Genomic DNA, 23140 nt, shown 5'->3' on the forward strand with positions numbered 1-23140 from the left:
CACCAGTCACGCCGATACCGACGCCGATAGTCGATCCAGTACCGCCGACACCAGTCACGCCGATACCGACGCCGATAGTCGATCCAGTACCGCCGACACCAGTCACGCCGATACCGACGCCGATAGTCGATCCAGTACCGCCGACACCAGTCACGCCGATACCGACGCCGATAGTCGATCCAGTACCGCCGACACCAGTCACGCCGATACCGACGCCGATATCTCCGACATTTAACTTGAGGACAGGTAACGAAGCACCGCTAGGTAACGCTTTCCCGGGAGCTAACGAAACTCCTTTGGCTGCTGCTGCTAACCCAGGCATCACCGTCTCCCCCACCAACGGATTAATCACCACTAAAACAGGTGGCAAAGCCAAATTTACCCTCGCACTTAACAGCCCGCCGACGGGCGAAGTTTTGATCGGTTTGAATGTTTCTCCTCAAAATCCAACAGAAGGTAGTCTCTCCTCTTCAGGAGTTACCTTTACACCTGACAACTGGAATATTCCCCAAGAAGTTACGGTAACAGGCACTGAGGGTACTTTCAGCATGGATGCTAACCGACCTTATACGATCGTCACAGACCCTGCGCTCAGCACTGATAGAAACTACTCAGGTATTGACGCCGCTGATGTCAGTCTTACCAATATGCGGGTTAATTCTGACAATCTATATCCTTCTCAGATTGTCGTTGGGCCAACAAGCTGGTTGACTACAACAGAAGTTGGTGGCACTGATAATTTCAGCGTTGTACTCACTCGCCAACCTATGGCTGATGTTGTCATCCCAGTAAGGAGTGACAACACAGCAGAAGGAACTGTTTCTGTATCGACGCTGAAGTTCACTCCTGATAATTGGGATATAGCTCAGATTGTCACAATCAAGGGTATTAACGATAATCAATCTGATGGCGATCGCCCCTACAAAATAATCCTCGACCCGGCTATAAGCAGCGACTTTGCTGACAGTGGCGGCTTTTTTCCAAATTTTGTGTACTCAGGTCTCGATCCTCAAGATGTCAGCGTGACTAATCTTGAACGCAGTTACACTTTCAACAAAATCAATACCGAAATGTCGAATTATTTCGACGGCGGAGCGATTAGCGCTTGGGGAGACTACAGCGGTGATGGGAAACTGGATTTTATCGCTTCGGGCGCTCCTCAGCTACTTAGCACACTCGGTAGCAGTTTTAGCTTCACGGGCACTTGGCTGTACCGGAACACAGGCAGTACATTTACTGCTGAAAGTGGCAACACAGGTTTGGAGTTAGCTCCTACCGCATCTTGGGGAGACTACAACAACGACGGCAAGCTCAATTTTGCCTTACAAACAAACCAATTGCAAAGTCAGGATCAAACGAACGACATACCAAACTATCTGAAAATCTACGACAACACTGGCAGAAACGAGAATGTATTCAACTCGGAACAGAGAAGTTCCGTTGATAGTTCCCAAGCATGGGGAGACTACAACAACGACGGCAAACTCGATCTCCTGAATGCCACCCAACAAAGTATCACGAACCAAAATGCAGACGGTACGTTTAGCGCCCTGGAAAACGCAAGCTTACTGTACCGCAATACTGGGAAGAGCGATCTTGTTTTTACGCCAGATATTACTGCCCAACTCCCGGGTGTTCTCAACGGTTCAGCAGCATGGGGAGACTATAACAAGGACGGCAAACTCGATATCCTGCTAACGGGCGATAGTCTTTCCGGCAAAATAACCAAGGTGTTTGGCAATACTGGCAGTGGGTTTAGCGAAGCTTTCGCTTTGCCCGGTGTTTCTAATGGTTCGGCTGCTTGGGCAGACTATGACAATGATGGCGATTTGGATATCTTGCTGGCAGGTAATTCAGATTCTGGCAACATCACTAAAGTTTACCGGAACACAGACAGCAGCTTTAGCGAAGACACGACCGTCGCCTTGCCCGGTGGTAGTTTTGCTGCTTGGGGAGACTACGACAACGACGGCAAATTGGATATTTTGCTCAACAGCAAATTGGAAGACAAGTTCTACAGCAAAGTTTACCGGAACACAGGCAGCGGCTTTAGCGAAGATATCAGTGCTGGACTGACTGGCGCCGGTTTTGGAGCTTGGGGAGACTACGACAACGACGGCAAATTGGATATTTTGCTGGGCAACCAAGTGTACCGCAGCAATACTGCGATCGCAAACACTCGCCCAACTGCACCCACAGGGCTGTCGGCCCAGCCGGATGGCCGAAATGTCACTTTCAACTGGAACAAAGCAACTGATGCTCAAACTCCTGCCGATGGTTTAAGCTACAATCTGCGAGTTGGCACGACACCAGGGGGCAGTGACATTCTCGCCCCGATGTCTCTCAATGACGGAACTCGGCAAGTTGTAGGGTTAGGCAATGCCAACCAAAACACCGAGTGGCAGCTCAAAGATTTGTCTCCAGATAAGACATATTACTGGAGCGTACAGGCGATCGACACTGCTTGGGCCGGTTCACCCTTTGCCGAAGAAGGGAGTTTTACCACAGTTGCCAACAACCCTCCTGTCCTCAACTACGGCCCGACTACAACCCCGTGGCATTACCAGTACATCAAGTCGAGCAGTTCATCAACGTTCGAGTACACCTTCCCAGAAAACACGTTCACTGACCCCGATCCGGGCGACCAACTGACCTACACAGCAACTCTGATGGACGGCAGTCCCCTGCCAAGTTGGCTCACTTTCAACCCAGATACCCGCACACTCAGCGGCACAAGTCCTAAACTGCAGCAGTTAACAATCAAGTTAACAGCAACAGACAGGGCGGGTCTTAGTGTCAGCGACAATGACCTTACACGTCCATCTCAGGGTATGTTGCTGACATTTAGCAGCACCGGCGTAGTCATTGACGGTTATATCTCCGGTGCAACTCTCTTCCTAGATGCCAATAAAAACGGCGTCAAAGACACCAACGAACCATCCACCACAACCGATTCCGGCGGTAAATTCAATCTCAACATCCCCTTCGAGACATTCGACACCAACAAAAACGGAGAAATCGACCCATCAGAAGGCAATCTAGTAGCCACAGGAGGCACTGACACCGCCACCGGCTTACCCCTAGAAACACCAGTCACCGCACCCCCAGATGCGAGTGTCGTCACCCTCCTAACCACCTTAATCGCCGACTTGAGCGACAAAGGAATTGAACCAGAAGAAGCCCAATCTTTAGTCAAAGCAGCCCTTGGACTCCCCGCCGATGTTGACCTAACTAGCTTAGACCCCATAGAAGCCACCAACAACAATCAACCAGGCGGAGTCCAAGTCTTATCCGCAATGGTGAAAGTCCAAAACTTCATCACCCAAACCAGCGCTTTGATTGACGGTGCTTCCAGTGCAGTCAATACCGATATTGTCAAAGCTGTTGTCAGTTCAATTACGACTCAAATTCAATCCGGTACAGTCTTAAACCTCAGCAATGCCGCAGCCTTAGAACCAATCATTCAGCAAGCAGCAGCTAAAATCCAGCAAATAGATCCCAGTTTCAACTCTCAACAAGTCAGCCAAATTACCTCGCAATCCGCGACAGTAATGGCAACAGCCAATCAACGCATTGATGCGGCTGTCTCCAACCCAACAGCAACATCAATTCCTGAATCACTTGCCCGCCTCCAACAAGTAGCCTTGGGCCCCACCACTCAAGATTTCAAAGAAGTTGGTACGGGAAATAAACCAATTTCCCAGGTAGTTGCTGACAATACTGGTACTGCTTTAGATAGCAGAATTAAAGCTGTAATATTGCCGACTGGGATTGCCACTCCTGTTGTCAGCGGTGATGCAGATTTGGGCAGCAATTCTCCCAATGCGATTCTCGGTACAAATGGCGACGATATCCTGACTGGCGACAGCGCGAATAATGTCTTGATGGGGATGAGGGGCAATGATTCCCTCAATGGAGTTCTGGGGAATGACACTATTTTCGGTGGCAAAGGTAGCGATACAATCCTGGGAAGTAGCGGTGATGATGCCTTGCTTGCCGGCCGCGGTGCTGACATTGTGAATGGCGATGATGGTAATGATATTCTTTACGGAGGTAAGGGCGATGATTTGCTGACGGGCGGTTTGGGAATTGATAGTTTGATAGGAGGAATGGGAGTAGATAAGTTCTTACTCTCTACCAATTCCGGTACTGATACGATTACTGATTTTGAAGTCGGTAAGGACTTGTTAGTATTGGGTAACGGGTTGAGTTTCTCGCAATTGGCGATTGCTCAAGATAGTGGTGCAACTTTAATCCGGTTGGGTCAAACAGGGGAGATTTTAGCTTCTCTCAGTGGTGTTTCGGCTAGCAATATTAGTGCCGTTAATTTCGGATTGATTTAAAGGTTCGTAATGAGGACTTTAGTCCTTATTATTCTTCAGTCTCTTAGAGACGGACTTCGTTTGTATATATGCGGTTTCAACCGCTGACTGTCAAGGCCTTGATCCCCCCTAACCCCCCTTAAAAAAGGGGGTGACAAGAATCTTCTCTCGCGTCCCCCTTCTTAAGGGGGATTTAGGGGGATCTGGCCTCGGCGGTAAACGAGAGATAAAGAGGGTTTTAGAGTTAAGTTGACACCAATGGCCTAAACCGTATTACTTACAAATCAGCATCGCTGATATCGCATTCCCGGTAACTGCGAAACTAATCCCAACAATTCCAACTGCAAAAGTATACTAGAAACTGTTCCCGCTTCCAATCCCGCTGCTTCCACAATTACATCAAAAGAAATCGGCCCAGATGCGATCGCACTTAACACCTGAGCCAATTCCGGCTCCAACGGCGGCCCTTGCTTCTCAACCGTCGGATTTGGGGGAAATAGCGACAACTGCTCGGCTCTATCCAATTTGGGCATAGCTCCGAGCATTTCCAACAACCTGTCTTCGCTTAACATTCTATCGCTATTCGGCAGAATCGGATGAGCACCTTTACTCAGCAACTCCAAACAACCAAAAGAACGCTCATCATCCAATCTGCCCGTCAAAACATACACATCCCGGCAAAAATCATTCGCTTGATAAGCAGTAATTAAAGCACCCGATTTGTGCGGAGCTTCTATCACGATTGTAGCGCGACTTAAGCCAGCAATTATGCGATTTCGGCGGGGAAAATTAGTTTTATTCGGTTGAGTACCCGCTGGATATTCGCTAATTACCAATCCCTGCTGCAAAATACGATCGCACAACCTCTCATTTTGTTTAGGATATACAATATCTACTCCCGTCCCCACCACTGCAAAAGTCCTTCCTCCCGCCTCCAAACAGCCTGTATGTGCCTCTGTATCAATGCCCGCAGCCAATCCCGAAACCACAGTAAAACCGCTTCTAGCCAAAGCCGTACTAATTTTGCGAGTCCACCTTCTGCCGTATTCCGAAGGGCTGCGAGTACCAACCATTGCCACCGTCGGCGTAATTCCTTGATTCTCTTTTACATCAACTAAACCACGATAATACAATACTGGCGGCGGATTGGGAATTTCCAATAATAAGCGCGGATAATCTGGATCGGCGGGCGTCCAAAAACAGGGATTTTTTATAAGATGTTTTTCAATAAATTCTTCGGGATTGAGTTTAGTGCGTTCTTGCACAATGGTTTCAATTATCTGCTTCCCCAACCCTTCGATTCGCATTAAATCTACTGGTTTTGCCGTCCAAGCTTCCGCCAAACTATTGAAATTTTGGTGCAATCTTTGCAACAAAATCGGCCCGATACCGTTAATTTGTGACCATGCTAACCAGTATGCGCGTTCTTCTAACAACGAGTTGCCCTCAACTTATCTGAAAATGATTTTATCATTTTTGGTTGAATTATGGTAGGAAACGGCACTGCCTTGTCCTGTCTTTTCACAGATTTACAAGTGCTATATAAATATTTTTTGACGAACCGGGAAGGCGCTAAGAACGCGAAGGGAATTAAGATAGATGTTGACAATTACTGGCTAGGTTTTCCAATCTACAAAACGGGCATAAATATAAGCAATGATTTCTCCGATTACTGTCCGAAAACCTTCGCTAGATTTCCACCATTCTTGGGAATTGTAATCTTGCGGTTCCGCCGCTATAATTCCGACTTTAATCTCAGGATTCAGCACTTCTTTAAATACAATCCAACTTCGGCGGGCGTGAGGGCCAAACGAATAAAGATTAATTGAGTTAACTTTTAAATCTGAAGTAGAAAACCAATCTCGAAGTGCGATCGCAGAAGCAGCAGTGCGGTGTTTCACAACACTCGCGGCTGGTACTGCTATTACTTGGTTTTTATCAAATCCTAGCGCAATAAAAGTCGCGGCAGTTAGTGCGGCATAATTTTTATATTCAGCGAGATAGTAGCCTTTACTTAAAGGAAGCCCTGTGGTAATTAATTGGGTGTATTTGCCTTTTTTGAATTCGGCGATCGCACTTTCGATGGCATAATCGGGCAACCAGCCTTCGACAACCAATATATCTGCTTTAATCGGCGCATTTACCGCCAAAAACGGATGGATATTTGTGATAATTAAGAGCATTAAAATTATCAACCCCGCGCTTGCAATTACCCAACCTTCCCTAGTAATTGCCCAGATTTCTCGACGACGAATTAAACGAATTCTCATTATAGAGCATAAGGAAGAAAATTGATGTGAAGATGGAAGAAGCTACAATACCAATGGTTTTAGGAAAATGGAAATAGTGGGACAGTGAGAGAGCGATCAAATTGCTCTTCGGCCCCATGCCCAATGCCCCATTCCCAATGCCTCATTCCCAAATTATTTGTGTTTCAGATACTCAAAAACGCTTTTATCCCCGATATCCTGCGGCAGCGGTTGAAAAAACTTGCGTACAGCAAAGATGATAAACAAAGCCGCCCAAATAGCCAGCAAAAACTGTTCATTTTCGGCTGACAAAAAGCCGAAAATATGTCCTAAAATTAAAAGAGGAACTCCGGGAGTCAAAAACTTGGTTTCGAGGCGATTAAAGCAGAACGCTTCCTTAAAATAAATACCATTTAAGGCGGCAAAAGTAAAGCCAATTCCCCACAACGTGGCGGGATGTTCGTACACTGCTAAAGCTAGAGGTTGGCTGCTTTGTAACGCTACAAACAATGCTGCCGCGCCGCCGATCGCCCAAAACACCTGTAGTGTTCGGTGTAGCGCAATCATGTAAATGTGAATAGTTGCCAAGCTGACGCCTAAAGCTATCCAGAAACAAGCAAAAACAGGCGTTACAGCTTGGATTGCGATCGGGTTGTCGCCCTGTTGCAACACCAGAGTAGTGCCGATCGCAAAACACAGCGCCGCCACCCCCAATCCGGCGCGGTAAATCAACACTCCCGTGCGATCGTTTTGAGTAATTGTAAATTCGCCGAATTGTCCTTGATAGACTGGCGATTCATCAGGTGATTTCAGTAGTTGCATTACAGCTTCCTCCTATTAGACACGAATGTACTTCTGCCAAGATATACTTTATTGATAAACCGATCCAGCGAGACCGAGCGATGCCTAAATTTAACAAGCCTAAACTTAACCAGCCTAAAGTTAACAAATCTAAAGTTAACAAATCTAAATTGGACGATCGCCCCGATCACAGCAAATCCCTTCCTTCGCAATCCGAACTTCCTCCAGTTCAGCTTGATGAAACCATTGTAGCAGGCAGAAGACCGAAACCGCTAGACGACTTCCAGCGCCTGCTGGCAGAAGTAACCGAATTGAGATCGGGGTTCGATCCAGAAATGTTAGCGCATATCGACAAAAATATCCCATTTAATACCAAGCAATTTGAAACTAAAATCAGCAAAATTTTGGGTTCTAAAAATATTGATTGTACTCTCAAAAACTCAGTCAAATATCTAGAGTACATCAAGCAAAATATTCAACTTCCCTGTCACGTTACTGGCATAGAAGAGTTTGAATGGGAAGAAGAATATACAATGGGTTATGGCAGCAAAAAAGAATATGCAAAGCTCAAAAAAACTAAACCTTCTTATACTGATAGATTCACCATTAATCGGTTGGAGGATTTTGTGATTCAGGAAGAAGGCATATTTGTGGAAGTGCAGCGCGTCGGCGATCGCCAAAAGTTTATGTTGCCTTTATTCGAGTTAGAATCAGTTGATGTAATCTCCCGCAACAATCAGTTATTAGATGATTATGCCGTGTGGTTTCTCAATTATTAAGGAAGAGTGGAAAAGTGGAAAAGTGGGGGAGGGGAAGAGGGGAAGAGTGGGAGAAGGGGAGAGTGGGGGATGGGAAAAATCTTCCTTCTTCCTAACATCCGTTACAGAATCCGTTGCCGAACTTCCTTCTCTCTTCTCCCTAACATCCGTTACACCCTAACATCCGTTACAGAATCCGTTGCCGAACTTCCTGCTTAATTAAATTGAAGCCGCAAAGTGCGATCGCGAAACCAAAGCCAAAGCTTCAACCAAACTGCGAACAGCCGCAATCATCGCCACTTCGCTATTAAGTTGGCTGACAGCAGAACCGACACCAATACCCGCAGCACCCGCTCCAATAGCGAGGGGTGCGGTGACGCTGGAGATACCGGAAGCGCAGAGTACGGGGACGGATACGGCGCGGGAAATTTCAAAGGCTGCGGCCAAAGTAGGCGCTGCTTTTTCAATTAATCCCAAGGTGCCTGCGTGAATTGGTTGAGCGCTAGTACCACCTTCGGTTTGGATGATGTTAGCGCCAGCTTTGACTAATTCAATTGCTAATTGCACTTGTTTGTCGAGTGCCAAAATGTGGGGAACTGTCACAGAAAGAGTGATGTTCGGAAATAGCGATCGAGTTTCGCGAGTCAACTGCAAAACTTCCTCAGCTTCAAAGCGGCGGCCTACTGCGTAGAAAGCATCAAAGTTGCCAATTTCAATCAAATCAGCGCCAGCTTCTACCGCAGGCACAAACTTTTCTGGTTCAACAGCAGATACACAAATTGGCAAATTTGTCAATTGTTTTGCCATCAATACCAAATCTCGATCGGCAGCAATATCTACAAAGGAAGCACCGCCGAGATCCGCTGCTTTGACGACACCCGCAACGTTGGCGGCATCAAAATTATTTAAACCGCTGATAATTTTCAGGGCGCGACCTTGCTCAAATGCGCGCTGCAATTTAGAATTTACACTCATCGTCTGTTTTCCAACTCAAAAAATTTCTTAGACTCATTTTGACACAAATTAGAATAATTTTTGATTTTTAATTCTTAATAGCCGTAAGGTGCAACCTAAGCAGCCTACATAGGTGGATTATGCCTCCAGGACTGTATTTTTTATTTTTATAGCAACCGCCAAGACAGTTATAACGTTCTTAATTGCTGCAACTATTGTTGTGACTGCATTTCCCGATCGATCTTCTTCACTCTTCATTCGTCCATCGGACTGACATCCGTTACATCTTGTACAGTTCTCGTTGCCGAACTTCCCGGCTGTCGAAATTTGTAAACATCTTTGATAACTTGTGCCCAGCCGTCCGAAAGAGATTCGAGAATCCGAGAACCCTTTTCTTTCGTTGCCACCGTCGCATCGCCCAACACACCGCTTTCAGTTAACTCTCGCGTCAGCCAAGCAAAAGGCAAATTTCCTTCCATACTCAGCAAACTGTCGATCGGCAAATTTTTCGGATATTCAGTAACAGCAAGTTCCATTTTTACCTGATCCGGCAAAATTGACAACATCAAACTCGTTTCTGCATCGCCCGCGTGAATCCCAAACTCCAACTCTTTCGCGCTCAATAATTCAGCAGCCACATTCGGAACCCGCCACACAAACAGCGGAAAAACCGAAAAATCCTGATATTTTTGATGAATGTCCCGCGCTGCAATTTCCATCACCTGCGGCTGTCCGCCGTGACCATTGAGTAACACTAATTTCCGAAATCCAGCCTGATAAATACTGTCAGCAATTTCGCCAATTACTGATAAAAGTGTCTGAGCACTGAGCATAATTGTACCGGGGAAATGGCAGTGTTCGTTCGACTTGCCATAGTACAAAGGCGGCAAAGCATAAGCGGGAATATTTGTCTCTAACTTTGCCAGCGCTTTGCCTGTCACTGCCGCGCTAATTGCCGTATCTACAATTAAAGGCAAATGGGGGCCGTGTTGTTCGATCGCACCTAGCGGCTGAATAATCACAGTATTTTCCTTATCCAGCATAGACTGAATTTCTGTCCAAGTTAGATATGGAAAAAATCGCGATTCGGGAATAAAATTGTGCATAAGGTGGCAACAAGAGTAAAAGCAACCAAGGCGATCAACTAGCCTGAAAACTAAAAAGCAATTACCAAGATAGATAACTAATTCTGTCTCTAGGTAAATGCTATAATTTATAGCAGATGCTTTAAGAGGGCGCTGATATACGCTCGCCAGCTCAGACCGAAAGACATAGAGACCACTAATTGATGGAAGCTTGGCAAACCCCACAAACTAATTTAACCGATATTCCGATCGCCGAGGAACTGTCCCGCCGCATTCCTCGATCGCACGATCAAAAAGCAGAAAACCGAGCGCTGCAAAAGCTGGCTAGACAATTGGCAACCTCACCCCACAGGCTGCTCAAAACACTGGTTGCGATTGCTAAAGATTTGTGCGGCGCAGAAAGTGTCGGAGTCTGCTTACTAGAAGAAAATGTCAGTTCCGAACAAATATTTCGGTGGGTGGCATTGGCGGGCGCGTGGGAAGCAGCAGAACATAGAAACACACCCCGCAAATTGCGTTTGTCGGGAGCAGGTTTCGATCGCCAAACTCCCCAGCTTTACTTCGCTCCCGAACAATATTTTACCGACTTACAACAGTTAGAATTGCCGATCGCCGAAGCGTTAGTCGTGCCGCTGCAAGCAGAAAATCAACCGCTGGGGGCAATATGGATTGTATCTCACGATTCGGGCCAATTCGATGCCGAAGACTTGCGGATCGCCATCTCCCTAGCAGACTTTGCCGTTGCCGCCGTACAAATCGATCGCGCCAATCAAACCAAAGAAGCTTTGCGAGAAAGCGAAGAACGCTGGCAGCTAGCCTTGCAGGGCAACAACGACGGGATTTGGGATCACAACCTGCAAACCAATTGCCAGATCCTGAGCGATCGCTGTTTAGAGATTTTGGAACGCGGCCCCGAAGAAGTCAAAAACTTCAGCCAATTTTTGAGCTACATTCATCCCGATGATTTGGAGATAATGCAAAGCAATTGGCAGCAGCACTTAAATCGAGAAACCTCACATTACTGCTGCGAGTACCGCGTTCGCTGTCGGGACGGGCGCTACAAATGGGTTTTAGCCAGAGGGCGAGCAATTTGGGACGAGTCAGGCAATCCCCTGCGAGCCGTAGGTTCCCTGACAGATATCAGCGATCGCAAACAAACTGAAATTGCCTTGAAACAAAGCGAAGAACGTTTGAGCATCGCCATCGAAGGCTCAGGCATGGCAACCTGGGATTTTGACGTGCGAACAAACCGAGTAATTTGGTCGGCGACCCATTTCAGCATTTTGGGCTGCGAACCGGTACCGGGCGGCGAAGCAAGCGCGGCTCTGTGGCAAAAGTGCGTGCATCCAGACGACTTAAAGCAAGTCATGCAAGCAGCCAAAACAGCTCGGGAAACGCGATCGCTCTACTCCCCCGAATACCGCATCATCCGCGCCGACAACGGAGAAATCCGCTGGTTGAGCGCGTTCGGGCGCTATCTCTACGACGCTGCAGGCGAAGCAGTGCGGTTTATCGGAGTATTATTTGATGCTACCGATCGCAAAAAAGCCGAACTCGCCCTGCACCAGAGCGAGCAAACCGTGCGCCGTCAACTTCTAGAGATAGAGTCGCTCTACCAAACAACTCCCGTGGGTTTGGCCGTTTTAGACACAGATTTGCGGTACGTGCGGCTCAACCAACGGTTAGCCCAAATCAACGGCTTGTCCGTGGAAACGCACATCGGCCGGACGGTGCGCGAAATATTCCCCGGCTTGGCAGATACAGCCGAAGCTGTGTTCCGCCGCCTTCTCGAAACCGGAGAACCGATGCGGAATTGTGAAATCAGCGGTGAAACCAAAGCTCAACCCGGTGTTGTGCGCACTTGGCTGGTGAATTGGTGGCCGCTCCAAGACACGGGCGGGGAGATAGTCGGGATGAATGTCGTGGTACAGGAAATTACCGCTCGCAAAATGGCCGAACTCGCCTTGCAAGAAAGCTACAACCGTTTCCAATTAGCAACAAGGGCGATCGACGGCATTGTGTTTGAGTGGGATTTGGCAGCCAACTCAGTTTACCGTTCCGAGGGGCTGTACTCGCTCGTCGGTGTCCGCTCAGAAGATGCACAGACAACACCAGAGTGGTGGAGAGAACGCATCCATCCCGTCGATTTGGCGCGCATCCAAGCCGAGACGGCAGAACTCTTGAGTGTTGAGCGCTACGAAAGCGAGTACCGAGTCCGGCACGAAGACGGGCGCTGGATCGATGTTTGGGAACGCGCCTGTTCGATCCGCAATCAGCAAGGTGAAGTGACCAAAGTTGTCGGCTTCACAACCGACATTACCAAACGCAAACAAGCAGAAGCAGCACTGCGCGATCGTGAAACCCACCTGCAGTTGATTCTCGACAGCGCCAAAGACTACGCCATCTTCACCACCGACACCGACGGACACGTTACCAGTTGGAACGCAGGCGCCCAGAGATTGCTGGGCTATACCGAAGCTGAAATCGTCGGGCAGGACGGACGAATCATCTTCACCCCAGAAGACTCTGCTGCTAGAAAGCCGGAAGCAGAAAGGCACATCGCCCTGACTCAGGGAAAGGCAAAAAACGAGCGCTGGCACCTCCGCAAAGACGGCAGCCGCTTTTGGGGCAGCGGGCTGGTGATGCCCCTGCGCGACGCAGCCGGCGAGGTGCAAGGTTTCCTGAAAATTATGCAGGACAAAACCGAGCGCCGGCAAATAGAAGAAGCACTCCGGCAAAGCGAAAATCGCTACCGCACCCTCGCCGATGGCGTCCTGCAATTAATGTGGATCAACACTGCCGACGGCAGGTTAGAGTTTTGCAACCAACACTGGCAAAGCTACACGGGCATCAGGCCAGCAGAATTGCCGCTGGCTGCACCGGTGCTGCAATTATTTCATCCTGATGATCTGCCAACAGTTGTCGCTACGCGCACCCAGGCGATTGAAGCAGGGGAAGCCTACGAATTTGAGTGTCGGGTGCGTAGGTTTGATGGTACTTACCGCTGGCATCTAGCGCGACTTGTGCCCGTCAAAGACAGGAAGGGAGAGGTGGTGCAATGGGCGGGAATCGGGATTGATATTGACGATCGCAAACGAGCCGAAGAAAGCTTAGCAGAAAGCGACCGCCGCTTCCGCTTTCTGGCTGAGTCGCTGCCCCACCTGATTTGGAACGTAGATTCCGCCGGGGAAATTCGTTTTACCAATCAACAAAAATGGTTGGAATATCTGGGAATGTCTTACGAGGAAGCCGCTCAAAGCAATTGGGAATCCCTAGTGCCGCCCTCGGATTTAGCAGAATCTTGGGCCCGCTGGGAAGAATGTCTAATCACCGGAGAAGTTTATCAAGTTGAGCTGCGCCTGCGGCGGGCCTCCGACCAAATGGAACGCTGGCATTTGTCCCGCGCCGTGCCAATTCGCGGCGCGGGGGGCGAGGTTGTCGAGTGGATCGGCACGAATACCGATATTCACGATCGCAAACAAGCCCAACTCAACGAGCAGTTTCTCTCGGATCTCGAAGTCCGCTTGCGGCAGCGCATCAACCCCGCAGAAATGTTGTGGGAAGCCATGAAAAGTCTAGGAGAATATTTAAAAGTCGATCGCTGCATATGGCACGAAATCGATGTAGAAGCCGATCGGGCAATTGTCCGGCAAGACTGGCACCAGTCCGACCTTGCCAGCACCGCTGGCACCTATCAAATCTCCGACTTTAAGACCCCAGAACTGAAAGCTCTCTCTATGGCAGGTCAAACACTTGTCATCTCAGATATCGCTAATCACCCCCATACAGCGCATTTATTCGATAACTACGGTGCCGTGTCGATTCGCGCTTTGGTCGATGTTCCCTGCCTTCAGGAAGGGCGCTGGGTGGCTCTTTTGGTGGTGACATCAAAGGCGGTTCGGCACTGGCGGCCCGATGAAGTTTGGCTGATGCAAGAAGTGGTGGCCCGCCTCTGGACCGTGATCCTGCACGCGCGAGCACTGCATGAGCTGCACGAAAGCGAGGCTAGGTTCCGCGCTCTAGCTGACAACATCGCTCAGTTGGCCTGGATCACAGATCCCACTGGCGGGAGTTTATGGTATAACCAGCGGTGGTTTGAGTACACGGGCACAACGCTAGAAGAAATGCTAGGCTGGGGCTGGCAACTGGTACACCACCCGGAACACCTCGATCGCGTTGTCGAAAAATTTAGGCGCTGCATTGAAACAGGCGAACTCTGGGAAGATACTTTCCCCTTGCGCGGCAAAGACGGATCGTACCGCTGGTTTCTTTCTTGCGCCGTGGCTATCCGCGACGAGCAAGGTAAGGTGCTGCGCTGGTGTGGCACTAACACTGACATTACCGATCGAAAAGTTGCAGAAGCGGAACGGGAACGCCTTCTAGCACGGGAAAAGGCAGCGCGCGAAGAAGCAGAACAGGCTAACCGCGTCAAAGACGAATTTTTGGCTGTTTTGTCCCACGAATTGCGGACTCCCTTAAACCCGATTATGGGCTGGACGAAGCTGCTGCGATCGAACGTTCTGACACCGGAAAAGCAGCGTTATGCCTTAGAGACGATCGAGCGCAATGCCAAACTGCAAACCCAGCTTATCGAAGATTTGCTCGATGTGTCGGGGATTCTGCAAGGTAAGGTCAGCTTGAATATTGCACCTGTAGATTTAGTTGGGGTGATCGGCGCTGCTATTGAAACGGTGCGTCTGGCGGCCGAAGTTAAGTCGATTCAAATCAGCACTCAATTTGCACCGAATCTCGGCCCGGTGTTGGGCGATGCGGGCAAACTTCAGCAGGTAGTCTGGAATTTGCTGTCAAATGCCGTCAAGTTCACCCCGCCGGGAGGCAAAATTGAAGTCGTTCTCGATCGGGTGGACACCAAGGCCCAAATTACTGTAACTGATACGGGAAAAGGTATCGAACCTGATTTTCTGCCCTATGTATTCGACTACTTCAGACAAGCTGACAGCTCGATGACGCGCAAGTTTGGCGGTTTGGGTTTAGGATTGGCGATCGTCCGCTATCTCGTCGAACTCCACGGCGGCACGGTGAAATCCGACAGTCCCGGCGAAGGAAAAGGTGCAACCTTGACTGTCAGGATACCTCTGATGCCGGTGCCATCTCCGACAAGTCCTGCGGGAACTGCGGCGCCGGATCGATCCTTCAATTTGAGCGGTATCAGCGTGTTAGCGGTGGATGATGAGGCCGATGCGCTAGATTTAGTGGTTTTTGTGCTTGAGGATTGTGGGGCAAGTGTTACAGCAGTTGCTAACGCCGCCGATGCCTTGGCGGTTTTAACTGAGTCTGTGCCGGATTTGCTGTTGAGCGATATTGGAATGCCCGATACTGACGGTTATATGTTGATGCGACAGGTTCGGGCTCTGGCGCCCGACAAAGGGGGACTGGTTCCGGCGATCGCCCTCACGGCTTATGCTGGAGAGATTGACTATCGGCAGGCCCTGGCTGCGGGGTTCCAGCGGCACATTTCTAAGCCTTTAGACCCGGAGAAGTTGGTGCAGGCGATTTGGGATTTACTCGATCGTTCTGGCGAAAATATTTTTTAAGGTCTTTTTGTGTCTGAAAAGCCTTTATTTAAAGTACCCCAAAAACGCCAAGAACGCGATGGAAAAAGGGAAGAAGAAAGGAGAAAGTTAATAATTTCTAGTTCGGTTATATCTGAGATATTGCACCTTTTTCAATCAGCATTGTATTGACTCGCTAGGAGCAAGGGCACACCAGAAGATTCACTTTTTCATTAACAGACCCGAAAGCCTGTTCATGAATAAAATGGTGCAATATGTCAGATGTAACCAATTTAACCGTCATTCGATCGCGCATCCTCTCAATAAAAAACCCCCACAGAGGGAGGTTTTTTTTATGATTGTTCGCGCTCGTCGGACAGGTTAAAACATCCTGTCCCTGCATAATGCCCACAGCACTAAGACTCAATTCTTAGCGGTAGTCACTACGCACGGCTGGCTCGCGATCGGTCGTTGTATTTGTATACCGGACATTTTCTTCGCGTTTGCGGGGAATCAAACCCAACAAACCCGACAAGCCTAGCAATCCCAGCCATCCCCAATCAAAATCGCGATCGGTCTCAGCACTGTAGACATCGGAGCGAGGAGTTGTGGTGGTTGTAGTGCTGTTAGTACCGTTAGTTGTACCGCCAGTTGTATCTGTCTGAGCTGAAGCAGGCAGATGAGCTGGTGCTATGGCTAAACCAGCAGCTATAATACCTGCACCGATTGCTTTGGATAAATCAGAACGTTTCATAATTCAAATGCTCTCTGTTGGCTAAAATCTTTAACTATCAAAACTATATCGAGTCGCTTTTAAAGTTAAATCCACCTCTAGCAGTAAACATTGTTATGTTCCACCTATAACTACAGATTGATATCAAATTTTTAGCACGCGCACAAAATTAAAGATTGCTCGCGGAGGCACTCCGGCACTAAAAATCGCGGGTCTGACACCTCACTAGGTTGTGAGGCACCCCGGCACTCCCGACAACAGACAAGGTGTTGTTGACAAAAAAAGGTAAACTCAGATATTGCACAGACAAGTGTTGGAACTCGATCGACGGAGATCAAAACTTTTGGGAATAGAGTTACGCAGCTACGTATTTCTAGACAACTTGCAGCCACAGCACGCAGCATACATCGGCACAGTCGCCGCCGGATTCTTGCCACTGCCGGGGGATGCGTCGCTGTGGATAGAAATCTCGCCCGGTATCGAAATTAACCGAATTACCGATGTCGCCCTCAAATCAGCGTCCGTGCGCCCAGGAGTGCAGATAGTCGAACGCTTGTACGGTCTTCTGGAAGTACACTCGAGTCAGCAGGGGGAAACGCGCGCAGCAGGCAAAGCAATTCTAGAATTCATCGGACTCCGCAGAGAAGAAGGTATCAAACCGCGAGTGATTTCCAGTCAAATTATTCGCAATATTGACGCCCACCAAACACAATTAATTAACCGCACCCGCCGCGGACAGTTGCTGCTGGCGGGACAAACGCTTTACGTCTTAGAAGTAGAACCGGCTGCCTATGCAGCGCTGGCGGCCAATGAAGCAGAAAAAGGCGCATCTATTAACATCTTAGAGGTTCAGGCTGTAGGCAGTTTCGGACGGCTTTACCTCGGCGGCGCAGAACGAGATATTATAGCAGGTTCCCAGGCAGCAATTGCGGCGGTGGAAAACGTGACGGGTCGAGAAAATCCAACAATTTTTGGTCGCAAGGAATAGCCGTTAAAGGAGATGCAATTATGGCAAACACACAGCATTTAGCGCTGTTAAAAAAAGGTGCAGTTACTTGGATTGAATGGAGAAGTCTCAACCCAAATATAGAACCGGATCTCAGCGAAGCTAACCTCGCGGAAGCAAATCTCAGAGGCGCGCATCTTTGGCGCTCGAACCTTTTTAAAACAGATTTGTTTAAGGCTAAGTTAATTTCGGCAAACCTCGCCGAATCTAATTTTAGTTTAGCAAATCTTGCCGGAGCACAATTGCTCGAAACTAATTTAATTAAAGCTAATTTAACTGGCACTAACCTCCAAGCGGCAGACTTGAGGGGAGCTGATTTGAGCAGTGCTAATTTAATTGGGGCTGACCTCACCGCTGCTAATCTCCAACAAACCGATTTCGGTGATGCGAATTTAATCGGTGCAGTGATGTTTCGAGTTAAGGCTATCGGCGCGAACCTCAACTGTGCTAATCTCAGTCAAGCAAATCTCACTCAAGCTGAATTGATTGAAGCACATTGCTATGGAGCTAATTTCTCTAAAGCTAATCTGGGGGAATCTCACTTCACTGGAGCATATCTTTTCCGGGCAAATCTCTGTTTTGCACAGTTGAGCGCTGCCGATTTCCGGTGGGCAAACCTTGGCAAAGCTGATTTGAGAGGGGCTAATTTGACCGGGGCAAATCTCAGGGGAGCAAAATTGGCGGGAGCTAATCTGGGCGAAGCTATTTTGAAAGGAACAATCATGCCTGACGGCAGCATGGTTTCATAAATATTGGATAATATTTAGTCCTGTAAAATAACCGCGATAGTTAAAAAAAGTCAGTTGCGCGTTTACCGAAAGGATTGTCAAAACATGAGTTTTTAGGGCGGGTTGAGGCTTTCTCTCTCATACAAATCCGAGATGAGAGTAAACCCGCCGCGGCTCAAAACTCGCAACTGTCGATCGACTAATTTTTGCCACCAGCGGGCGATACTTGATAAAGTCCTCTAACGGGCCCTGGATCGGTCGGTGAATCTTGCTGCTGTGTTGGAAGTGTAAACTGATCTTGGAGTCCGGCGGGAGTAGGGAAACAGCCGCTTGGTTGAGGTGCTAGCTGGCAAGCTGCAGGCAGTGCCATGACTGAGGCATCGAAGGGATTGACGGCATCTGGAACGCGGAGAATCGGATCGCTGGAAACTTGTCGCTGCATGACTCGTCGGTAGAAGCCGTTGACGCGGCTGGCATCCCGCTCAATTTCTTTTTCGGGAAAGGCAACGACGCCGCTGGGGGAACCGATGCCTAAATAGTCGCCCAAGTAACCTTGCAAGCTGACGTTGTGGTAAAAGTCTCCTGAAGCTTGAAAAAATTGTCGGTTGAAGTCGTCGGCAATCGGGTGAAATCGCTCTGTTTGTGCTTGAGCTGGTTTGACGGATGCCATTGCGACAGAGGCGACAGCGAGAATCAACGCGCCGCTCAGGCTTTTTAACTTTTGACTCATATATTTGGGCCTCCTTAATTAATTCCGATTCCACTATAAACTGATTATCGACGGATTATTTGTGTTTTTTACAAGGTGTGAGTTATGGATGCTGCGGATTTAAAGGTGTTGCGCGATCGACTTCTAGATTTGCTGTGCGAGTTTGCCTATCGCGAAGGCGATTTTGTGCTGTCTTCGGGGCAGAAAAGTTCTTATTATATTAACTGCAAACCGGTGACGCTGCACGCTGAAGGTGCTTTGGCAACGGGACGTTTGCTGTTGTCTATGCTGTCGTCGGATGTGCAAGCTGTGGGCGGTTTGACTTTGGGTGCTGACCCGATTGTAACTGCGGTGAGTGTGGTTTCGGCTCTGGAAGGTCGATCAATTCCGGCGCTAATTGTCAGAAAGGAGACGAAGGGACACGGGACAATGGCGTATATTGAGGGGCCGCTGTTGCCAGAGGGGACGAATGTGGCGGTTTTGGAGGATGTGGTGACGACGGGTAAGTCGGCGATGCAGGCGGTGGAAAGGTTGCGGGGAGCGGGTTATAAAGTCGATCGCGTGTTGTCGCTGATTGACAGAGAGCAAGGTGGTGCGGAGTTTTATCGCTCTGTTGGATTAAACTTTGAAACAGTTTTTACGATTAACGATCTTCAAAAGTGGATGGCTAGCAAAAAATAGGCAAAAGTGCGATCGAACTGACCGAAGATCACCATTTTCATGAACAGGCTTTCGGGCCTCTTCCACAAGAGTTCTCAAGATGTTTTTTTCTAGTTACCAGGCTCTGCCTGGTAATGAATATCTAGAGGCTCTGCCTCCATTTGAAGTGAGGAAATCGGTGTTTTATTGGGTGGGATTAGAAAGAAACTATCGCCGCTCGAATTTTACCAAAAGCAGCTCAGGTACTTGGAGGACAATGGAAAATAAAATTTTCGGTGCTAAACAAGCGCAAGCTTTCAGATTCTGATTCTATACCAATCGACCGATTTTAGCAGAGCGAAATTATAACCTGAGTGAGATATTAACTAGAGAAGACTGTTTTAAGGTGTTAGATGACCTGGCGCAAGGAGAAGCAGCAATGATTTTGCCTGCATCTGTTAAAGGGAAATGGAAACGACTGGCAACAGCCTTTATTTGTCCTCTGACACTAATGGGTGTTGGGATTGGACAACAACCAATTCAAGCACAACAAAATCCATCTAAGACTAATGTTGCTGCTTTGCCAGATGGTATTTACCTGTACGGAGATTCGCCACAGCCCAACCAAGTTCTTCAAAACTACATTGTGTTTCAACGCCAGAACGATCGGGTGGTTGGTGCAATTTACGCGCCGCGATCGGACTTTGCGTGCTTCACTGGTAAAATTCAGGGAAATACACTTTCGGGAAAGGCAATCTCAGCCGGAAAAATTCAAACAGTTGAAATCAATACTCAGCTAACAAATCTGCATTCTATTCGCACAATTAGCTCAAACGATCGGCGCATTCTTTCAACGTGCCAACAGACAGCGCAAGCTAACATATCCAGGTAAATCTTTTACTTAGCTCAAATGGTGCATGAGGTTGGCGCTGCGTTAACTCGCCCTACGAATTCAAAATTTATCATTACCAGGCAGAGCCTGGTAATGAATATCTAGACGCTATGCCTCGACTAACAAATAGTACAAAATATGAGCTTTTACCGCCGACTTAATGGTCCTGAAAAAATCGGTTTTATTGACTTATTCTCAGAAATAGGCGGCATGAGAGGAGCGTTTGAATCCGCCGCTGTTCCTTGAATGTGCAAACGGAATGCCTCTTAAGCAGCGAAATCAATCCCAATGCTCAGTTAGTTTACCAGTACCGGGTAGGCGACTAATTGGCTATCGCGGTGGTAATTCTCTTCCTTCTTGGCAACTGGGTTTGCGAGGCGAGAACAGTTGAGACGAAATTGAGTAGATGAAGAGTTTTATATTGAAAAGGCGAAATAAAGAATTTGGGCATAACCCAGATGATAAGCTATTAACTAAAGAGCAAATAGCTACTTTTTTGCTCATCCCAATCTGGATAAAATTCTCGATTCTTTGGTAACAAAAAAGTACCTGCAAGGGAACATCGCAATTCTCCTTTTCGGAAACTCCTTTTAATATCACCTTAAGTAAGGTGCGCCATCAGCACCCTAGTTTTGGGCGGGCAGGATGCCCGCCCCACCAGAAACGAAACAGCTTTAGGATTAAGTAAGGTGCGCCATCAGCACCCTACGAATTAATCCAATTAGCTTTGGGCTACAGGTTCCTTAGCCAAAAACTTCTCTAATTCCGTCAAAGCATCGGCATCAACCTTAGTCTGCATCGGACAGAACTTAGGCCCGCACATTGAACAGAATTCAGCAGTTTTGTAGATATCCGCCGGCAAAGTTTCGTCGTGATATTCCTTTGCGCGTTCTGGATCTAATGACAGCTCAAATTGACGGTTCCAATCGAAATTGTAACGCGCTTTCGAGAGTTCATCATCGCGATCGCGCGCACCCGGACGCCGGCGCGCAATATCTGCAGCGTGAGCCGCAATTTTGTAAGCAATCAGCCCGTTTCGGACATCCTCAGCATTCGGCAATCCTAAGTGTTCCTTCGGTGTCACGTAACACAGCATTGCAGTACCGTACCAGCCAGCCATCGCCGCCCCAATTGCTGAGGTAATGTGGTCGTACCCAGGCGCAATATCTGTCACCAACGGCCCCAAAACATAGAAGGGTGCTTCGGAACATTCCTCCATTTGTTTCTTGACATTAAACTCAATTTGATCCATCGGCACGTGGCCGGGGCCTTCCACCATTACCTGCACGTCATGTTCCCAAGCTTTGCGAGTTAATTGTCCCAAAGTTTTGAGTTCAGCTAATTGAGCCTCATCCGAGGCATCGTGAGTGCAACCGGGGCGCAGAGAATCTCCCAAACTAAACGAAACATCGTATTTTTTGAAGATTTCAATGATGTCGTTAAAGTGAGTGTAGAGGGGATTTTGTTTGTGGTGATGCAGCATCCACCTGGCCAAAATGCCGCCGCCGCGAGAGACAATGCCAGTTAGCCGATTTTTCACCAACGGCAAATGCTCAATCAAAATTCCGGCGTGAATAGTTTGGTAATCAACACCTTGTTGAGCGTGTTTGTCAATGATGTGAAGAAAGTCATTCGGCGTCAGACTTTCCATATTACCGTGAACGCTTTCTAGAGCTTGGTAAATTGGTACAGTACCGATCGGCACCGGTGAAGCTTTGATAATTGTAGTGCGAATTTCATCCAAATTGCCGCCGCCGGTGGACAAGTCCATCACGGTATCAGCGCCGTATTTAACTGCTAGTTTAAGCTTGTCAACTTCTTCTTCCATATTGGAAGAGTTGGGAGATGCACCGATATTAGCATTGACTTTGCATTTAGAGGCAATGCCGATCGCCATCGGTTCTAAATTCGTGTGATTGATATTAGCCGGAATAATCATCCGTCCCCGCGCTACTTCGGCGCGGATAAGTTCTGGCGGGAGATTTTCTCGCTTAGCAACAAAGTGCATTTCCTCAGTAATTACACCTTGGCGGGCGTAGTGCATCTGAGATACATTGGTGTGCCCGCTACGCTTAGCGATCCATTCGGTACGCATATTTAATTTCCTTGATAAACAGCTTCCCTCCGCTGGTATTACCCAGACTCAGGTTCTAAGGGTGTTTTCTCAGCCCGGATATTCGGGCACCCCTAGCTAAGCTGTTGATTGTATCACCGATTTCTGTGCGCGACGCCAGCAACTAAGGAAATCTTAATATTGAGAGATAGATGAGGGGAGCGATCGCCCTTTTGGGGCTTCTGATATTTCTGCTGTTTAAAAAGTGCGATCGTACCCCCTTTAAGAATCTAAACACCATCACACCTCATCAGGATTAATTCCCATTTGCCGCAATTTTGCTGCTAGGCGATCGGCGCGTTGTTTTTCTTTTGAAGCTTTTTCAAGACGATAAAGTTAAAGATATGTCAGGAGATGAAGAACCTGTTGTGAATTTATCTGAGATTTTGAGACAAGTTTATTTGGAGGCGACTCTAGATTTTGCGATCGATTATTCAGTGCAGCCTGTGCCGCCGCTGAGTGAGGGTGATTTTCAGTGGGTGCGATCGTTGATGGAATCGTAGGATGGAGACAGGGAGTGCGATCGTGCATAATAGTTAATAGATAACGCTTTAGCAAGCTTTAAACTGTACTTTTTCCAAAGCGTCAGCTTAAAAAAGAGAGAGAAGATATGACATTTGCTGGTGGGGTATCCGACA

Annotated in this window: 17 protein-coding genes and 1 riboswitch; of the genes, 8 read left to right on the plus strand and 9 right to left on the minus strand. The window is 48.1% G+C overall.

Going from position 1 to position 23140, the window contains the following annotated elements; all coding sequences use genetic code 11:
- Window positions 1–322 (minus strand): hypothetical protein (locus tag QUA23_RS26705; RefSeq protein WP_333110595.1); only part of this gene is annotated, 322 nt, incomplete at its 3' end.
- On the opposite strand from QUA23_RS26705, the gene QUA23_RS26710 reads away from it, so the two are divergent.
- Entirely contained in the window at window positions 297–4343 is a 4047-nt protein-coding gene (locus QUA23_RS26710; RefSeq protein WP_333073421.1) for an FG-GAP-like repeat-containing protein, read from the plus strand. The two genes, QUA23_RS26705 and QUA23_RS26710, sit on opposite strands and share 26 nt — an antisense overlap.
- Before the next feature lie 263 nt (window positions 4344–4606).
- Here the strand turns inward: QUA23_RS26710 and dprA are convergent, their stop codons facing one another.
- From dprA to QUA23_RS26725, 3 genes are all read right to left on the minus strand, one after another.
- On the minus strand, window positions 4607–5758 hold the full coding sequence (gene dprA, locus QUA23_RS26715) for a DNA-processing protein DprA (RefSeq protein WP_333073418.1): 1152 nt from the start codon (window positions 5756–5758) through the stop codon (window positions 4607–4609).
- Window positions 5759–5938: 180 nt separating this feature from the next.
- Window positions 5939–6592 carry a YdcF family protein gene (locus QUA23_RS26720; RefSeq protein ID WP_333073416.1) on the minus strand — a complete coding sequence of 218 codons (654 nt, stop codon included), beginning with the start codon at window positions 6590–6592 and terminating at the stop codon, window positions 5939–5941.
- Window positions 6593–6745: 153 nt separating this feature from the next.
- Window positions 6746–7393, minus strand: a complete 648-nt coding sequence (locus QUA23_RS26725; protein WP_333073415.1) for a DUF2301 domain-containing membrane protein — start codon at window positions 7391–7393, stop codon at window positions 6746–6748.
- An 80-nt stretch (window positions 7394–7473) separates the two neighbouring features.
- On the opposite strand from QUA23_RS26725, the gene QUA23_RS26730 reads away from it, so the two are divergent.
- Window positions 7474–8151: a hypothetical protein gene (locus QUA23_RS26730; protein ID WP_333073414.1), complete on the plus strand. Its 678-nt coding sequence runs from the start codon at window positions 7474–7476 to the stop codon at window positions 8149–8151.
- A 198-nt stretch (window positions 8152–8349) separates the two neighbouring features.
- Here the strand turns inward: QUA23_RS26730 and QUA23_RS26735 are convergent, their stop codons facing one another.
- Window positions 8350–9105, minus strand: a complete 756-nt coding sequence (locus QUA23_RS26735; RefSeq protein ID WP_333073412.1) for a DUF561 domain-containing protein — start codon at window positions 9103–9105, stop codon at window positions 8350–8352.
- Window positions 9106–9338: 233 nt separating this feature from the next.
- Window positions 9339–10190 (minus strand): creatininase family protein, encoded by an 852-nt coding sequence (locus QUA23_RS26740; RefSeq protein ID WP_333073411.1) that lies wholly within the window; start codon window positions 10188–10190, stop codon window positions 9339–9341.
- Window positions 10191–10372: 182 nt separating this feature from the next.
- Here QUA23_RS26740 and QUA23_RS26745 point away from each other — a divergent pair, with 182 nt between their 5' ends.
- The gene (locus QUA23_RS26745) at window positions 10373–15724 is read left to right on the plus strand and encodes a PAS domain S-box protein (RefSeq protein ID WP_333073409.1); all 5352 of its coding nucleotides are present in this window, start codon (window positions 10373–10375) and stop codon (window positions 15722–15724) included.
- A 388-nt stretch (window positions 15725–16112) separates the two neighbouring features.
- On the opposite strand, the gene QUA23_RS26750 is transcribed toward QUA23_RS26745, so the two are convergent.
- On the minus strand, window positions 16113–16436 hold the full coding sequence (locus QUA23_RS26750; RefSeq protein WP_333073408.1) for a WGxxGxxG family protein: 324 nt from the start codon (window positions 16434–16436) through the stop codon (window positions 16113–16115).
- Between the two features lie 322 nt (window positions 16437–16758).
- Here QUA23_RS26750 and QUA23_RS26755 point away from each other — a divergent pair, with 322 nt between their 5' ends.
- Both QUA23_RS26755 and QUA23_RS26760 read left to right on the plus strand, forming a co-directional pair.
- Window positions 16759–17403, plus strand: a complete 645-nt coding sequence (locus QUA23_RS26755) for a hypothetical protein (RefSeq protein ID WP_333073431.1) — start codon at window positions 16759–16761, stop codon at window positions 17401–17403.
- A 20-nt stretch (window positions 17404–17423) separates the two neighbouring features.
- A complete protein-coding gene (locus QUA23_RS26760; protein WP_333073406.1) occupies window positions 17424–18170 on the plus strand; it encodes a pentapeptide repeat-containing protein in 747 nt (248 codons plus the stop codon).
- Window positions 18171–18348: 178 nt separating this feature from the next.
- Here QUA23_RS26760 and QUA23_RS26765 read toward each other — a convergent pair whose 3' ends face one another.
- Window positions 18349–18879 (minus strand): hypothetical protein, encoded by a 531-nt coding sequence (locus QUA23_RS26765; protein ID WP_333073405.1) that lies wholly within the window; start codon window positions 18877–18879, stop codon window positions 18349–18351.
- An 84-nt stretch (window positions 18880–18963) separates the two neighbouring features.
- On the opposite strand from QUA23_RS26765, the gene pyrE reads away from it, so the two are divergent.
- Window positions 18964–19539: an orotate phosphoribosyltransferase gene (pyrE, locus tag QUA23_RS26770; protein ID WP_333073402.1), complete on the plus strand. Its 576-nt coding sequence runs from the start codon at window positions 18964–18966 to the stop codon at window positions 19537–19539.
- A gap of 364 nt (window positions 19540–19903) precedes the next feature.
- Window positions 19904–20389: a hypothetical protein gene (locus QUA23_RS26775; protein WP_333073401.1), complete on the plus strand. Its 486-nt coding sequence runs from the start codon at window positions 19904–19906 to the stop codon at window positions 20387–20389.
- Between the two features lie 721 nt (window positions 20390–21110).
- Here QUA23_RS26775 and thiC read toward each other — a convergent pair.
- Window positions 21111–22484 (minus strand): phosphomethylpyrimidine synthase ThiC, encoded by a 1374-nt coding sequence (gene thiC, locus QUA23_RS26780; RefSeq protein WP_333073400.1) that lies wholly within the window; start codon window positions 22482–22484, stop codon window positions 21111–21113.
- 7 nt (window positions 22485–22491) lie between these two features.
- Window positions 22492–22588: riboswitch (TPP riboswitch) on the minus strand.
- Window positions 22589–22813: 225 nt separating this feature from the next.
- Here thiC and QUA23_RS26785 point away from each other — a divergent pair.
- Complete coding sequence (locus QUA23_RS26785) at window positions 22814–23005, plus strand: DUF4058 family protein (protein WP_333110597.1); 192 nt, start codon at window positions 22814–22816, stop codon at window positions 23003–23005.
- The last annotated feature ends 135 nt before the right edge of the window (window positions 23006–23140 follow it).

This window comes from Microcoleus sp. Pol1C5 (assembly GCF_036701115.1).
Lineage (GTDB): Bacteria > Cyanobacteriota > Cyanobacteriia > Cyanobacteriales > Microcoleaceae > Microcoleus.

Excerpts from the sequence above, each read along its gene's own strand:
- QUA23_RS26720 (WP_333073416.1), bottom strand. The coding sequence starts at position 6,592 with ATGAGAATTCGTTTAATTCGTCGTCGAGAAATCTGGGCAATTACTAGG.
- QUA23_RS26725 (WP_333073415.1), bottom strand. The coding sequence starts at position 7,393 with ATGCAACTACTGAAATCACCTGATGAATCGCCAGTCTATCAAGGACAA.
- QUA23_RS26730 (WP_333073414.1), top strand. The coding sequence starts at position 7,474 with ATGCCTAAATTTAACAAGCCTAAACTTAACCAGCCTAAAGTTAACAAA.
- QUA23_RS26735 (WP_333073412.1), bottom strand. The coding sequence starts at position 9,105 with ATGAGTGTAAATTCTAAATTGCAGCGCGCATTTGAGCAAGGTCGCGCC.
- QUA23_RS26740 (WP_333073411.1), bottom strand. The coding sequence starts at position 10,190 with ATGCACAATTTTATTCCCGAATCGCGATTTTTTCCATATCTAACTTGG.
- QUA23_RS26745 (WP_333073409.1), top strand. The coding sequence starts at position 10,373 with ATGGAAGCTTGGCAAACCCCACAAACTAATTTAACCGATATTCCGATC.
- QUA23_RS26750 (WP_333073408.1), bottom strand. The coding sequence starts at position 16,436 with ATGAAACGTTCTGATTTATCCAAAGCAATCGGTGCAGGTATTATAGCT.
- QUA23_RS26760 (WP_333073406.1), top strand. The coding sequence starts at position 17,424 with ATGGCAAACACACAGCATTTAGCGCTGTTAAAAAAAGGTGCAGTTACT.
- QUA23_RS26765 (WP_333073405.1), bottom strand. The coding sequence starts at position 18,879 with ATGAGTCAAAAGTTAAAAAGCCTGAGCGGCGCGTTGATTCTCGCTGTC.
- pyrE (WP_333073402.1), top strand. The coding sequence starts at position 18,964 with ATGGATGCTGCGGATTTAAAGGTGTTGCGCGATCGACTTCTAGATTTG.
- thiC (WP_333073400.1), bottom strand. The coding sequence starts at position 22,484 with ATGCGTACCGAATGGATCGCTAAGCGTAGCGGGCACACCAATGTATCT.